Below are 14278 nucleotides of genomic sequence, written 5' to 3'. Positions count from 1 at the left end.
ATACACCGCCGATCTACTGCTACGCTTTTGAGCATTTGTAGCACAGGTTAGCGTCCGGCACGTGTCCGGGATTTCACGGCAAAGTAAGAAAACGGTGGAGCAACAAATGAGTACGTCGTTGGCTATCCTCACGATTGGCGTTGTGCCGATGTGTGAGGTGTTACCGCTCCTGACGGAATATATTGATGAACAGCACATTACTCACCACAGTCTGCTGGGGCAGATGCAGCGAGAAGATGTGATGGCTGAGTACGGAGCTTCACCCGGTGATGAGCTGTTATTAACGCTGCTTAGCGACCATCAGCTTGCACATGTCTCGCGCCTGAAGGTAGAACGCTCGCTACAAAGTATCGTGGAGGTGCTGGATAATCAGGGCTTTGACGTGATCCTGCTGATGAGTACCGCTTCAATCACCCGTCTGACCGCCCGCAATAGCATCTTGTTGGAACCCATACGCATTATTCCCCCGTTAGTGGCTTCGATTGTCGAAGGGCATCAGGTTGGGGTCATAGTACCTGTTGCTGAATTGCTCAAAGCCCAGACACAAAAGTGGCAGGTGTTACAAACGCCGCCAGTGTATGCCGTAGCGAATCCAGTAGAAGGTTCTGAACAACAGCTGATTGATGCCGGGAAATATCTCCTTGAGCAAGGCGCTGATGTTCTCATGCTGGACTGCCTGGGTTTTCATCAACGCCATCGTGATTTACTGCAAAAGTCGCTGGATGTCCCGGTTTTGCTGTCCAATGTGTTGATTGCCCGACTAGCTTCGGAATTGCTGGCGTAATTTTGCGTGACAGGTGGAACGTCAGCCCCCTATATTGGTTCCTAACTTAATCACGAGATAGGGCCAGTTGTATGCTTCAAAGTAATGAATACTTTTCCGGCAAAGTAAAATCGATCGGTTTTACCAGCAGCAGTACTGGCCGCGCCAGTGTAGGCGTGATGGCTGAAGGTGAATATACCTTTGGTACTGCGGCGCCTGAAGAGATGACGGTGGTTAGTGGCGCACTGAACGTGCTGCTGCCGGGGGAAACCGAGTGGAAAGTATATGCCGCAGGAGACGTGTTTAACGTACCGGGCAACAGTGAGTTTCATCTGCAGGTAGCAGAGCCAACATCCTATCTTTGCCGCTATTTGTAAGCGTAAAAATGACGAATGGCGATATTGTGTCGCCATTCGCTAAACAGGGCTAACGTTGCGCTTCGCCGCCTAATCCTTCCACCAGACTTTTAATCAGCGCCGCCAGTTCACCTGTCATCAGGATGAAATCGGCATCAAAACGCTGAGCATAATCTTCACGGTCGATATCTTCGTTCTGATCGCGCAGCTCGTCGCTGAACTTCAGACGCTTAATGGAGCCGTCGTCACACATAACGAACTGAATACGCTGCTGCCAGTCGAGGGCCAACTTGGTGACCAGTTTGCCCGCCTCAATATGCACGGCGATTTCGTCGCAGACCAGATCCTGCTTTTTCGCGCGGATCACACCGCCGTCTTCAAGGATCGCTTTCAGTTCAGCTTCATCCAGTAACTGGAATCCTTGTGCTGTTGTGCCGGAGCGAACCCATTCGGTCAGCGTCAGCTCAATAGGGTTTTCCATCGTCAGCGGAACGACCGGCAGCGAACCGAGGCTTTTACGCAGCAGCGCCAGCGTATCTTCCGCTTTCTTCGCGCTTGCACAGTCGACCATGATCAGATCGTTGACGGTGTCGATCCACATCATTGTCTGGCTGAAGCGGCTAAAGGCGCGCGGCAGCAATGAGTGCAGAACTTCATCTTTCAGTGAGTCTTTTTCGGTCTTCTTGAGTTTGCGACCTTGCTCAGCTTCCAGTTTGAATATTTTGGCTTCCAGCGCCTGTTTGATAACCGGCGACGGCAGAATTTTTTCTTCTTTGCGGGCGCAGATAATAATTTGGCCATTGGCGGTATGCGTTAATGCATCGCTGTGCGATCCCATCGGCGGAACCCAGCCCATTTTTGCCATATCCTGGCTACCGCAAGGGGTGAACGTCATTGATGCCAGCTGTTTTTCCATCTCTTCGGCACGCAAAGAAACATCGCGGCTAAGACGGTAAACCATTAAATTTTTGAACCACAGCATGATAATTTCCACGGCCTTGTCGTTAAATCCAGCGGGCATGATAGCGAATTGTCGCTATGCTTGCATTGTTAATCGGGAAGAGGAGCAAACAGTGCGTATAGGTATCGATTTGGGCGGTACGAAAACGGAAGTTATTGCGCTTGGCGATGCGGGCGAACAGCTTTTTCGCCATCGCCTGCCCACGCCGCGTGATGATTATCGGCAAACGATAGAAACCATCGCCATGCTGGTGGAGATGGCGGAAAACGCCACCGGGCAGACGGGAACCGTTGGAATGGGCATTCCCGGTTCAATCTCGCCCTACACCGGGGTGGTAAAGAATGCCAACTCGACCTGGCTTAACGGGCAACCTTTTGACAAAGACCTGAGTGCGCGTCTGAATCGCGAAGTGCGGTTGGCAAATGATGCCAACTGTCTGGCGGTTTCTGAAGCGGTGGATGGTGCGGCGGCGGGGGCGCAAACCGTGTTTGCGGTGATTATAGGCACCGGATGTGGCGCAGGCGTGGCGCTGAATGGTCGGGCACACACCGGCGGTAACGGTACCGCAGGGGAGTGGGGGCATAATCCGCTGCCGTGGATGGACGAAGATGAGCTGCGTTATCGGCAGGAAGTCCCTTGTTATTGCGGCAAGCAAGGCTGCATTGAAACCTTCATTTCCGGGACCGGTTTTGCCACCGACTACCAGCGCCTGAGCGGTAAGCCGCTCAAAGGCAGTGAAATTATCAGCCTTGTTAATGCGCAGGATACTCTTGCGGAGCAAGCGTTGAGCCGCTATGAGCTTCGTCTGGCGAAATCACTGGCACATGTGGTGAATATTCTCGATCCGGACGTCATTGTGCTGGGTGGCGGAATGAGCAATGTCGATCGACTGTATCAAAACGTTCCGACGTTGATGCAGCAATTTGTTTTTGGTGGCGAGTGTGAAACGCCTCTACGCCAGGCGTTGCACGGTGACTCCAGCGGCGTGCGCGGCGCGGCCTGGCTGTGGCCGCACGTATAAACGGTTGTTATGTCGCGGGTGCAACCTGTTGTTGCACGCCGCGCTTCAGGCGACCATAGAGCAGCAGCGAGGACATCGCAGAAAACGACAGCAGTGCAGCCGGCAGCGTCACGTAGTTGTAGGTAAATCCCAGCGTCAACATCATGCCACCGCAGTACGCGCCAATCGCGCTGCCGAGATTGAAGGCAATTTGCCCGCCAGCCGCGCCCAGTAGTTCTCCCCCTTTAGCATTTTGCAGCAGCAAAATTTGCAACGGCGCCGACAGAGCAAACAGACCCGCGCAGCAAATGAAAGCGAAGGTCAGCGACGCGGCTTTGATGCCGCCAAAGGCAAAGAGCAGCAGCAGAGCCAGCACAATGACGAAGTCGGTTATTACCGCAATTCGCAGCGGCGTATAACGGCCTGACAGCCTACCGCTTAGCAGATTTCCCAACACCATTCCCAATCCCACCAGCATCATGATGAAGGTCATTAGCGCCTCGGAGAAGCCGGAGATATACATCATGTACGGTTTGACGTAGCTGAACCAGGCGAAAACCCCGGCGTTCCCAAACATGGTGGCGGAAAAAATGAACCACGGGGCGGGGCTTTTCAAAAAGTGAAATTGTTCGCGCAGTTTCCCTTTTGCCTCATCGCTAATGTTGGGGACCCAAAAAGCGACCGAGACTATTACGGCGATATTAAAGACGGCTATCAGCAGAAACGTGTAGCGCCAGCTAAATTCCTGGCTTAGCCAGGTGCCGACGGGAATGCCAACCAGATTGGCAACGGTCATCCCCGAAATCATGCCCGCGACGGCGGCGGTGACTTTTCCCGGACGGGCCAGCTTCGACAGGATAATCGCGCCCACGCCGAAAAATGCGCCATGAGGGAAGCCGGAAACCAGCCTGCCCACCGCCAGCATAAAATACGAGGAAGAGAGGGTGAAGATGGCGTTGCCAATCACGCACAGGGTGACCAGAAACAGCAAAATATGTTTGAGCGAAAAGCGATTGGAAAAGATCGCAATAATGGGCGCGCCCAGCACTACGCCAAAGGCGTAAAACGAAATCATATGGCCAGCGGCAGGAATGGAAATTCCCACGTCCCGCGCCAGCTCAGTGAGGACACCCATGATGCCAAACTCGGCCATGCCCAGCCCAAATGTTCCGAGCGCTAAAGAGAAAATGACTTTTTTCATACCACCTGCCAACAAGAAAGACGCAGGATATGCGTCATAGCGACGAATGTTCGCCGCCAATAGCGATAGCTTGCGGATAAGTGAAGTGGAATGCCATTTCATATCCGTCCCTGAGTATGCAATATTGTGCTACCTAGCGTGCCGGATAGCGTTAGCGCTTATCCGGCCTGTGACACCACATCCGCTGGCCGATTACTCCACCGCAAACATTTTGTCGAGTTTGCTGTAGCCCAGACCGTTGATTTTTTTCACCTTGATCTGCACCGGAATGCGTTCTTTCATTGCTTCAACGTGGCTGATCACGCCAATGGTTTTACCGGTAGCGTTGAGCGCATCCAGCGCGTCCAGGGCGGTATCCAGCGTTTCGCTGTCCAGCGTGCCGAAACCTTCGTCGAGGAACAGGGAGTCAATCCGCGTTTTGTGGCTGACCAGATCAGATAATGCCAGCGCCAGCGCCAGACTCACGAGGAAGCTCTCGCCGCCGGAAAGCGTACGCGTATCACGTACGGCATCGGCCTGCCAGGTATCAACCACTTCCAGCTCTAACGCTTCGCTGGCCTTGCGCTGCAACAAATAGCGACCGTGCAGACGGGTTAACTGGTTGTTGGCAAGCCAGACGAGGTTATCCAGCGTCAGCCCCTGGGCAAATTTGCGGAACTTATCTCCCTCTTTCGAGCCGATCAGCGCATTCAAATACCCCCAGTCTTCGACCTGCTGCGCGACTTTTTCAATCTCCTGCATCAGCGCCTGCTGCTGCTGGCGGTTTTCAGCATCTTGTTTGAGCTGCTGGCGAATTTCGCCCTGACGAGTAGTGTTATCGCGTAGCAGTTGGGTGAGCTGCGCCAGCGCGTCGTGCAGATGCTGCGCCGTCAGCGTGAGATCCACTTCTGTTGGTTGCTGCTGTTGATGAGCCGCCAGTGCCTGCTGGGCCTGATTAACCAGCGTTTGCGCCTGCTGTCGCTGGCCTTCCAGTGATTGCTTCAACTGCTCCAGGCGATTAAAGGTCTCTTCGTCCAGCAGGGCGGCAATAAAGGCGTCGCGATCGGCAAAGATGCTGGCCTGCAATGCGGCATCAAACTGCGCCTGGATTTCCGCGGCGCGCTGAACGTCCTGCGCCTCCTGCTGTTGCAAGGTTTGCCACTGTCCCTGTAAAGAGAGGCAATCGTCGTGCACCTGACGCCAGTTTTCCAGCGACAAATCCTCAATGTTTTCAGAAAGCGCCTCGGTTTCAGGCAGCGTTTCCAGCAGCGGCGCAAGCTGGGCAATCCGGGCCTGTAACTCGGTCAGTTCATTCTGACGCTGTTGCCACATTTGTGCTTCGTTCGCCCGTTCGCTTAGCCATGAGGCGACGTCATCCTCAGGCGGAAGGGCCAGACCATAACGGGAAAGCTCGGCGGTTAGCGTCGCCTGGCGCTGGTCAATATGCAACTGGAGCTGGGTAATCTGCTCGGTATGCGCGGTGATTTGCGCCTGCAAGGTATGACGCAGGCTCAACTGGTGAAGCTGTTGTTCGTGCTCTTCCTGAGCGGCCAGCCACGGGGCAATGTCATCCTGCGGTTGCAGCGTGACGTTGAGGCTGGCGGTGACGGTCAGCCATTCTTGAGTAAGTGCTTGCTCCTCCTGAGAAAGCGTCTGTGCTTCGCGTTCATCCCGCTGAAGTTGCTGGGTTATCGCCTCAAGCTGGCCGCGTAACGTTGAACCCTCATCGGCCAGCGTTTTGACCTCTTTTTCCAGTACCTCACGCCGCGTCTGATTCACGCTCAGTTCGAGCGTTTGATAGCGTTCAATCGCCGGATGTGCGGTGGAGCCGCATAGCGGGCAAGGCATGCCGGATTGCAACAATGCCCGTTGGCTTTCCAGATCTTTGATGCGGGCTTCTTGCTCGCAAATGACTCTCACATCAGTAAGTTGCTGATTTTTATCTTTATAGCGCTGACGTTTTTCGGCAAGCACCGCGTTGCGCTGGGTCAACTCTTGTTGATGCTGTACAAGCGTGGCGCGTAACTGTGCCAGTTGATTTTGCTTCGGGGTGATTTGCCCGTGTAAATTGCTCAGCCGCTGGCGTAACGGACGAAGCTGCACATGTTGCGCCAGCGCATCCGTTACCTCCTGCGGCGAAAGGGTCAGCGCGGGAAGCGTTAGTGCATTGAGCTTACGCGTGTCGTTTTCTCGCAGCTGCTGCCATTGGCGTAGCTGGGTGCTGGCGTCGGACTGTTGGGCCAGCAGCGCTTTCCATCCTGCCAGTTCGCTACTCCATAAGCGGAAGCGATCATGCTCATTAAGCCAGTCGGTTAACGTCTGTTGTTCGGCTAGCATCAAGGTCGACTGCATTTGCGCCTGCTGACGAATACGCCCGCGCAGCGTTAAGCTGCTTTGTAAGCGAGCATTCACTTCCTGAATCTTCTGGCGCGTACGCTCGATGGTAGCCGTTTGTTCCTGAATTCGCTCCCAGTGTGGGCGTAACGCCCTGGCCGGCAGTGCCAGACTCAGTGCCGCCAACTGCGGCTGCGCGTCTTCTTGCGCCTGAAGCGCTGCCTGTAATGCCTGCTGGTGGCGGTTTATATCCGTTTGTAGCTCATTTTGCCGAATGAGCCAGTTGAGGTGCTGTTGCTGGGTTTGTTGGCTGGTAAGGTATTGTTTTTCTTCGTCAGTAAGTACCTGCAAACTTTCTGTCAGAGATTGCACCTGCTCTGGCGCTAACAGCGCCACGCCGCTGGCCTGGGCCTGCAGTTTTTCCAGCTCCGTACGCGCTGATTTGTGCTTTTCAAACACCATGGCGGAGATTTGACCGTAGATCTCAGTACCGGTTAACTCTTCGAGCAGCTCGGCGCGCTCTTTTGGTTTGGCATTGAGAAATGCGGCAAACTGGCCCTGAGAGAGCAGCATGGAACGGGTAAAACGACCGTAATCCAGCCCGGTAAGCTCGGCGGTCATCTCCAGCTTGTCTTTGACTTTATCGGCGAGGATTTTACCGTCGGCGCAGCGGGCCAGCTCTACGCGCGGGACTTGCAGGTTGCCCTCAGGCTGGTTGCGTGCCCGGTTCTGGCTCCAGAATGCGCGGTAGGCTTCGCCCCGCACCTCAAATTCCACCTCGGCCAGACACTCCGCTGTGTCGCGGGTCATCAGGTCGTTTTGCGACTGTGACACAGTATTCAGGCGCGGCGTTTCGTGGTACAGCGCAAGGCAAATTGCGTCCAGCAGGGTGGTTTTCCCCGCGCCTGTGGGCCCGGTGATGGCGAACAGCCCGTTGCTGGCAAAAGGTTCTGCCGTGAAATCGACTTTCCATTCTCCCTTCAGGGAGTTGAGGTTTTTCAGGCGCAGGCTGAGAATTTTCATGCTTCAGCCTCCCCGGCAAGCGTCTGTACGGTTGCGCTAAACAGCTGATTAAGCCGCTCGCGCTGCGGTTCTTCGAGTTCTTCCAGCGCCAGTCGGCGGTCAAAAACCTCCGCCACGCTCAGCTCGCTTAATGTTTCACGACGTTCATTGGCCATAATACGTTCGCGCTGTTCCCGACTGCGGCGCACCAATAACACTTCTACCGGTAAATCTTCGGTCAAGGCCTGGATTTTACGCTGCATATCATGCAGATAGTCATCGGTGGTGATTTCAATATCCAGCCATACAGGCGGCTCTTGCTGTACGTTGCGCCACTGCTCAAGCTGGGCGGTAATGGCGGCGAGATCGCCTTTCAGTACCGCAAGCGGCTGGGTGACCGGTACGGTGAGATTCTCGACGGCGTTGAGTTTCCCTGCTTCAAAGCTCACCAGATGCACGCATTTGCTTTTGCCGCACTCGTCAAAACTGAGCGCAATCGGCGAGCCGCAGTAGCGAATATGCTCCGTGCCACCGATAACCTGCGCCCGGTGAATATGGCCCAGCGCGATGTAGTCCGCCGGAGGGAAGTTTTGTGCAGGGAAGGCGTCCAGCGTACCGATATAAATGTCACGGACGGCGTCACTTTTACTGGCGCCGACGGTGGTCAAATGCCCGGTCGCGATGATGGGCAGATTCTGATCACCACGCAGTGTGCAGGCATCCTGATACTGCTGCTGGTAATAGTCGGTGATGGCTGACAGCAAATGCTGCTGTTTTTCTTGCCCGGTTAGCCCGGCCTGGCTGGTAATGATGTCGCGTGGACGTAAAAAAGGAACCGGGCACAGAATCGCCCCCGGCGTGCCGTCACGTTGCGGCAGAATCTGCGGCGCATGACCGGCGCTGGCAACGACCGTGGTGTTGAGAAATGCCAGAATATCGCGGGATTCATTGAGTGTGGCGACGGAGTCGTGGTTGCCTGCCAGCACCACCAGATGACACCCGGTTTGCTGTAAATTAACGACAAAACGGTTATACAGCTCACGGGCGTAGCTTGGCGGTGAGCCGGTATCGAAAATATCACCCGCCACAATAATGGCATCCACCTGATGGGATTGTGCCGTTTCCAGCAGCCAGTCGAGAAAGGCCTGATGTTCAGCGGCGCGGCTCTTGCTGTAGAAATTTTGGCCCAGATGCCAGTCAGACGTGTGAAGGATGCGCATAAGAGTTCCATGACGATAAAACAGTGGTGGGGATTATAACCTTTCAAGGACGGTAATATCTTGTCTCCGGGCTGTCATAATTCGCCGGGCTGCGTTAAACCTGGGCTATCTTTTCATAAATCTGTCATAAAACTGACGCATAATGGCACCGTATTGATGGCAAACGATTTAATTATAAACAGGGCAAATCATGGCGAGACGTATTCTGGTCGTAGAAGATGAAGCTCCAATTCGTGAAATGGTCTGCTTCGTGCTCGAGCAAAACGGTTTTCAACCCGTAGAAGCCGAAGACTATGACAGTGCTGTGAACCAACTCAATGAACCCTGGCCGGATCTCGTCCTGCTTGACTGGATGCTTCCCGGCGGCTCGGGTCTGCAATTTATTAAACATCTCAAGCGCGAAGCCATGACGCGGGATATCCCCGTGATGATGCTGACGGCGAGAGGTGAAGAGGAAGACCGCGTCCGGGGTCTGGAAACCGGTGCGGATGATTATATTACCAAGCCGTTTTCTCCCAAGGAGCTGGTGGCGCGTATTAAAGCGGTTCTGCGTCGTATTTCACCGATGGCGGTGGAAGAGGTTATTGAGATGCAGGGGCTAAGCCTTGATCCGACCTCGCATCGCGTGATGACCGGCGAGGATCCGCTGGATATGGGGCCGACCGAATTCAAACTGTTGCACTTCTTTATGACCCACCCTGAGCGCGTCTACAGCCGGGAACAACTCCTCAATCATGTCTGGGGAACCAATGTCTACGTGGAAGACCGGACAGTGGATGTGCATATCCGCCGCTTACGTAAAGCGCTGGAGCACAGCGGACACGATCGAATGGTGCAGACAGTTCGCGGGACGGGATATCGTTTTTCGACCCGCTTCTGACTGACAAGAATCAGGGCCTGATGGATTAGGCCGTTTATGGAGTAAGACGTTTGCTAGAACGATTGTCATGGAAAAGGTTGGTACTGGAGCTGATCCTGTGCTGCATACCGGCATTTATCCTTAGCGCTTTTTTCGGTTACCTGCCCTGGTTTTTACTGGCGTCGGTAACGGGCCTGCTTATCTGGCATTTCTGGAATCTATTACGTTTGTCCTGGTGGCTATGGGTCGACAGAAGCATGACGCCGCCGCCGGGGCGAGGCAGTTGGGAACCGTTGTTATATGGGCTGCATCAAATGCAGCTGCGCAACAAAAAGCGCCGTCGAGAACTGGGTAACCTGATCAAACGTTTTCGCAGCGGGGCGGAATCACTACCCGACGCGGTGGTGTTGACCACCGAAGAAGGCGGTATCTTCTGGTGTAACGGACTGGCTCAGCAGGTTCTGGGACTGCGCTGGCCGGATGATAGCGGGCAAAATATTCTTAACCTGCTGCGATACCCGGAATTCACACAATATCTGAAAACGCGCGACTTTAGCCGGCCTATCAATCTGGTGCTCAATACCGGACGGCATCTGGAAATTCGCGTGATGCCCTACACGGATAAGCAACTGCTGATGGTGGCGCGCGACGTTACCCAGATGCACCAACTGGAAGGTTCACGGCGAAACTTTTTCGCCAACGCCAGCCATGAGCTGCGCACACCGCTGACGGTGCTGCAAGGTTATCTGGAAATGATGCAGGAGCATCCGCTGGAAGGGACAACGCGCGAAAAAGCGCTGCATACCATGCGCGAACAAACGTACCGTATGGAAGGCCTGGTGAAGCAGCTGCTGACGCTGTCAAAAATTGAAGCTGCTCCGACGTTGCAACTGAATGAGAAAGTCGATGTGCCCATGATGCTGCGCGTGATCGAGCACGAAGCGCAAACCCTGAGCCAGCATAAACATACGTTTACCTTTGATGTCGATAACAGCCTGAACGTGCGGGGCAACGAGGAACAGTTGCGTAGCGCTATCTCGAATCTCGTCTATAACGCGGTGAACCACACCCCTGCGGGAACGCACATTACCGTACGCTGGCGGCAGGTGGCCTCGGGAGCGGAGTTTTGTGTGGAAGACAACGGTCCAGGCATTGCCGCCGAGCATATTCCACGCCTGACCGAGCGTTTTTATCGGGTAGATAAGGCGCGATCGCGGCAAACGGGCGGTAGCGGGTTGGGCCTTGCCATCGTGAAACATGCGCTGCATCATCACGACAGCCGTTTGAATATCGAAAGCGAACCAGGCAAAGGGACGCGATTTAGTTTCGTGATCCCGGAACGTTTGATTGCCAAAAGTAACGGTTAAAGCACATTCGTAAGATTATCTTTCCAAAAGCCAGCACAAGCTGGCTTTTTCTATGCGGTCAATATATGACTCCTGAATTTTACGACGTTTGATTGTTTTTTGTTCGAACTATTACCCATACCTTTTTCCATGAAATGGTGTTTTGTGCTAACCCCATTTTTCATATCGCTATATTGTTCTGGTTTTTGGATCCCACCTTGCTTTAAAACGTTATAAGCGTTTAAATTGCGCTCCAGATGCTGTCATACCGACTGCATTTACGCGGTAAATCGAAAAACTATTCTTCGCCGCGCCAGGTCGGGAGTGTTTCCCGCTGGAATTGAGCAAAAATGCCGCTGTATTGTCCCCCAGGGAAAGGCAAAAATTTACTATTTTCAACACCACATCCACAGGCAGTAAGACTTTATGACCCATCAGTTAAAATCGCGCGATATTATCGCTTTGGGATTTATGACATTTGCACTGTTCGTTGGTGCAGGTAACATCATCTTCCCCCCAATGGTTGGTTTGCAGGCAGGTGAACACGTCTGGACTGCGGCTTTTGGCTTTTTGATTACCGCCGTTGGCCTGCCGGTACTTACCGTTGTCGCGCTGGCGAAAGTCGGTGGTGGCGTGGACCGACTGAGCACACCTATCGGTAAAGTTGCTGGTCTGCTACTGGCGACTGTTTGCTATCTGGCCGTTGGGCCGTTATTTGCTACCCCGCGTACCGCGACGGTCTCTTTCGAAGTCGGGATTGCACCGCTGACCGGTGACTCTGCGCTGCCGCTGTTTATCTATAGCGTTATCTATTTCGCGATTGTGATTCTGGTTTCGCTGTATCCGGGCAAACTGCTGGATACGGTGGGTAATTTCCTGGCGCCGCTGAAAATCCTGGCGCTGGTGGTTCTGTCTGTCGCCGCAATCGTCTGGCCAGCAGGTCCGATCAGTAATGCGATGGAAGCCTACCAAACTGCGGCATTTTCTAATGGCTTCGTGAACGGGTATCTGACCATGGATACGCTGGGCGCGATGGTGTTTGGTATTGTTATCGTTAACGCCGCTCGCTCGCGTGGTGTTACTGAAGCGCGTCTGCTGACTCGTTACACCGTTTGGGCGGGTTTAATGGCGGGTGTGGGCTTAACGCTGCTGTATCTCGCGCTGTTCCGTTTGGGTTCAGATAGCGCGATTCTGGTCGATCAGTCTGCTAACGGCGCGGCGATTCTGCATGCGTATGTTCAGCACACCTTTGGCGGTGCAGGAAGCTTCCTGCTGGCGGCGCTGATTTTCATCGCCTGTCTGGTCACCGCGGTTGGCTTGACCTGTGCGTGCGCAGAGTTCTTTGCCCAGTACGTTCCACTGTCTTATCGTACGCTGGTATTTATCCTCGGCGGCTTCTCGATGGTGGTTTCTAACCTGGGTCTGAGCCATCTGATTCAGATCTCTATTCCGGTGCTGACGGCTATCTATCCGCCATGTATCGCACTGGTTGTATTAAGCTTTACCCGCTCATGGTGGCATAATTCTTCCCGCGTCATTGCACCTGCGATGTTTATCAGCCTGATTTTTGGTATCCTTGATGGCATTAAAGCTTCTGCAATTGGCGACGTGTTACCGGCCTGGACCCAGCGTTTACCGCTGGCGGAGCAGGGGCTGGCGTGGTTGATGCCAACAGTCGTGATGGTGGTCCTGGCAGTTATCTGGGATCGCGCCGCGGGTCGACAAGTGACCTCCAGCGCACACTAATATCACTGACAATAAGTTTTAACCACGGGGCTATTAACATGGCCCCGTGGTTTTTTTATTGTGTTAACAGGTTAGGAATCGATGGAAAGTAATAACAAGCTAAAGCGTGGGCTGAGCACCCGGCACATCCGCTTTATGGCATTAGGTTCAGCAATTGGTACCGGGCTGTTCTATGGCTCGGCCGATGCCATCAAAATGGCGGGGCCAAGCGTGTTGCTGGCCTATATTATCGGCGGCGTAGCGGCGTATATTATTATGCGCGCGCTGGGCGAAATGTCTGTTCATAACCCTGCAGCCAGCTCCTTCTCGCGCTATGCGCAGGAAAACCTCGGACCGCTGGCAGGCTATATCACCGGCTGGACCTATTGTTTTGAAATCCTGATTGTCGCCATTGCCGATGTGACTGCCTTTGGTATTTACATGGGCGTCTGGTTCCCGGCCGTACCGCACTGGATTTGGGTACTCAGCGTAGTGCTGATTATCTGCGCCATCAACCTGATGAGCGTGAAGGTGTTTGGCGAGCTGGAGTTCTGGTTCTCGTTCTTCAAAGTCGCCACCATTATCATCATGATTGTCGCTGGTTTCGGTATCATCATTTGGGGGATTGGCAACGGCGGGCAACCGACCGGTATCCATAACTTATGGAGCAACGGTGGCTTCTTCAGCAACGGCTGGCTCGGCATGGTGATGTCGCTGCAAATGGTGATGTTCGCTTACGGCGGGATTGAGATTATCGGGATTACCGCAGGCGAAGCCAAAGACCCGGAAAAATCTATTCCGCGCGCTATCAATTCCGTACCAATGCGTATCCTGGTGTTTTATGTGGGGACGTTGTTCGTCATTATGTCTATCTACCCGTGGAACCAGGTGGGTACCGACGGTAGCCCGTTCGTTATGACGTTCCAGCATATGGGCATTACCTTTGCTGCCGGGATCCTCAACTTTGTGGTTCTGACTGCGTCGCTGTCGGCAATTAACTCTGACGTCTTCGGTGTGGGACGTATGCTACACGGCATGGCGGAACAGGGCAGTGCCCCAAAAATGTTTGCCAAGACGTCGCGTCGTGGCGTGCCGTGGGTTACGGTGATGGTGATGACCATCGCGCTGCTGTTTGCGGTTTATCTTAACTACATCATGCCGGAAAACGTCTTCCTGGTGATCGCCTCTTTGGCAACGTTCGCCACGGTTTGGGTGTGGATTATGATCCTGCTGTCGCAGATTGCTTTCCGTCGTCGTCTGCCGCCAGAAGAGGTCAAAGCGCTGAAATTTAAAGTACCGGGTGGGGTAACGACGACCGTTGTTGGTCTGATTTTCCTGGTCTTTATCATCGCGCTTATCGGCTATCATCCGGATACCCGCATTTCGCTGTACGTCGGCTTTGCGTGGATTGTCCTGCTGCTGGTCGGCTGGGGATTCAAGCGCCGTCGCGAGCGCCAACTGGCTGAAGCACAGTAATATTTTTGCCGGGTAGCTTTGCGTTACCCGGCAATTTTCTCCTCCCCCGAACTCCT

The 14278-nt window shown here is 54.0% G+C and carries 11 protein-coding genes; 7 read left to right on the top strand and 4 right to left on the bottom strand.

Annotated features, from left to right (window positions below):
* The first annotated feature begins 106 nt into the window (after positions 1-106).
* A complete protein-coding gene (locus OGV74_RS20215; RefSeq protein WP_003021474.1) occupies positions 107-784 on the top strand; it encodes an AroM family protein in 678 nt (225 codons plus the stop codon).
* Positions 785-855: 71 nt separating this feature from the next.
* Complete coding sequence (ppnP, locus tag OGV74_RS20210) at positions 856-1140, top strand: pyrimidine/purine nucleoside phosphorylase (protein WP_003021477.1); 285 nt, start codon at positions 856-858, stop codon at positions 1138-1140.
* A gap of 49 nt (positions 1141-1189) precedes the next feature.
* Here the strand turns inward: ppnP and rdgC are convergent, their stop codons facing one another.
* Positions 1190-2101 (bottom strand): recombination-associated protein RdgC, encoded by a 912-nt coding sequence (gene rdgC, locus OGV74_RS20205; RefSeq protein ID WP_003021479.1) that lies wholly within the window; start codon positions 2099-2101, stop codon positions 1190-1192.
* A 91-nt stretch (positions 2102-2192) separates the two neighbouring features.
* Between rdgC and mak the strand changes: the two genes are divergently transcribed.
* Positions 2193-3101 carry a fructokinase gene (gene mak / locus OGV74_RS20200; RefSeq protein WP_044712870.1) on the top strand — a complete coding sequence of 303 codons (909 nt, stop codon included), beginning with the start codon at positions 2193-2195 and terminating at the stop codon, positions 3099-3101.
* 7 nt (positions 3102-3108) lie between these two features.
* Here the strand turns inward: mak and araJ are convergent, their stop codons facing one another.
* The 3 genes from araJ to sbcD all read right to left on the bottom strand — a co-directional run bounded on the left by araJ (position 3109) and on the right by sbcD (position 8816).
* Complete coding sequence (araJ, locus tag OGV74_RS20195) at positions 3109-4281, bottom strand: MFS transporter AraJ (RefSeq protein WP_071687750.1); 1173 nt, start codon at positions 4279-4281, stop codon at positions 3109-3111.
* A gap of 192 nt (positions 4282-4473) precedes the next feature.
* Positions 4474-7617, bottom strand: a complete 3144-nt coding sequence (sbcC, locus tag OGV74_RS20190) for an exonuclease subunit SbcC (RefSeq protein ID WP_086503762.1) — start codon at positions 7615-7617, stop codon at positions 4474-4476.
* Positions 7614-8816 (bottom strand): exonuclease subunit SbcD, encoded by a 1203-nt coding sequence (sbcD, locus tag OGV74_RS20185; RefSeq protein ID WP_048219508.1) that lies wholly within the window; start codon positions 8814-8816, stop codon positions 7614-7616. Before sbcD ends, sbcC begins: the two co-directional genes overlap by 4 nt.
* 190 nt (positions 8817-9006) lie before the next feature.
* Between sbcD and phoB the strand changes: the two genes are divergently transcribed.
* From phoB to proY, 4 genes are all read left to right on the top strand, one after another.
* Entirely contained in the window at positions 9007-9696 is a 690-nt protein-coding gene (gene phoB / locus OGV74_RS20180) for a phosphate response regulator transcription factor PhoB (RefSeq protein ID WP_003021496.1), read from the top strand.
* A 50-nt stretch (positions 9697-9746) separates the two neighbouring features.
* Positions 9747-11042 (top strand): phosphate regulon sensor histidine kinase PhoR, encoded by a 1296-nt coding sequence (gene phoR / locus OGV74_RS20175; protein ID WP_060855545.1) that lies wholly within the window; start codon positions 9747-9749, stop codon positions 11040-11042.
* A 405-nt stretch (positions 11043-11447) separates the two neighbouring features.
* A complete protein-coding gene (gene brnQ / locus OGV74_RS20170) occupies positions 11448-12767 on the top strand; it encodes a branched-chain amino acid transporter carrier protein BrnQ (RefSeq protein ID WP_003021501.1) in 1320 nt (439 codons plus the stop codon).
* A gap of 81 nt (positions 12768-12848) precedes the next feature.
* The gene (gene proY, locus OGV74_RS20165) at positions 12849-14222 is read left to right on the top strand and encodes a proline-specific permease ProY (RefSeq protein ID WP_003021504.1); all 1374 of its coding nucleotides are present in this window, start codon (positions 12849-12851) and stop codon (positions 14220-14222) included.
* The last annotated feature ends 56 nt before the right edge of the window (positions 14223-14278 follow it).

It is taken from the genome of Citrobacter sp. Cf116 (assembly GCF_030336505.1).
Lineage (GTDB): Bacteria > Pseudomonadota > Gammaproteobacteria > Enterobacterales > Enterobacteriaceae > Citrobacter > Citrobacter freundii.
Note: the sequence above shows the minus strand (reverse complement) of the source record. Positions and strands in the feature narration are given on the sequence as shown.

What these genes read in the sequence shown, in the direction of transcription:
- rdgC (WP_003021479.1), bottom strand. Translation starts at nt 2,101, where the DNA reads ATGCTGTGGTTCAAAAATTTAATGGTTTACCGTCTTAGCCGCGATGTT.
- OGV74_RS20215 (WP_003021474.1), top strand. Translation starts at nt 107, where the DNA reads ATGAGTACGTCGTTGGCTATCCTCACGATTGGCGTTGTGCCGATGTGT.
- phoB (WP_003021496.1), top strand. Translation starts at nt 9,007, where the DNA reads ATGGCGAGACGTATTCTGGTCGTAGAAGATGAAGCTCCAATTCGTGAA.
- ppnP (WP_003021477.1), top strand. Translation starts at nt 856, where the DNA reads ATGCTTCAAAGTAATGAATACTTTTCCGGCAAAGTAAAATCGATCGGT.
- sbcD (WP_048219508.1), bottom strand. Translation starts at nt 8,816, where the DNA reads ATGCGCATCCTTCACACGTCTGACTGGCATCTGGGCCAAAATTTCTAC.
- brnQ (WP_003021501.1), top strand. Translation starts at nt 11,448, where the DNA reads ATGACCCATCAGTTAAAATCGCGCGATATTATCGCTTTGGGATTTATG.
- proY (WP_003021504.1), top strand. Translation starts at nt 12,849, where the DNA reads ATGGAAAGTAATAACAAGCTAAAGCGTGGGCTGAGCACCCGGCACATC.
- araJ (WP_071687750.1), bottom strand. Translation starts at nt 4,281, where the DNA reads ATGAAAAAAGTCATTTTCTCTTTAGCGCTCGGAACATTTGGGCTGGGC.
- sbcC (WP_086503762.1), bottom strand. Translation starts at nt 7,617, where the DNA reads ATGAAAATTCTCAGCCTGCGCCTGAAAAACCTCAACTCCCTGAAGGGA.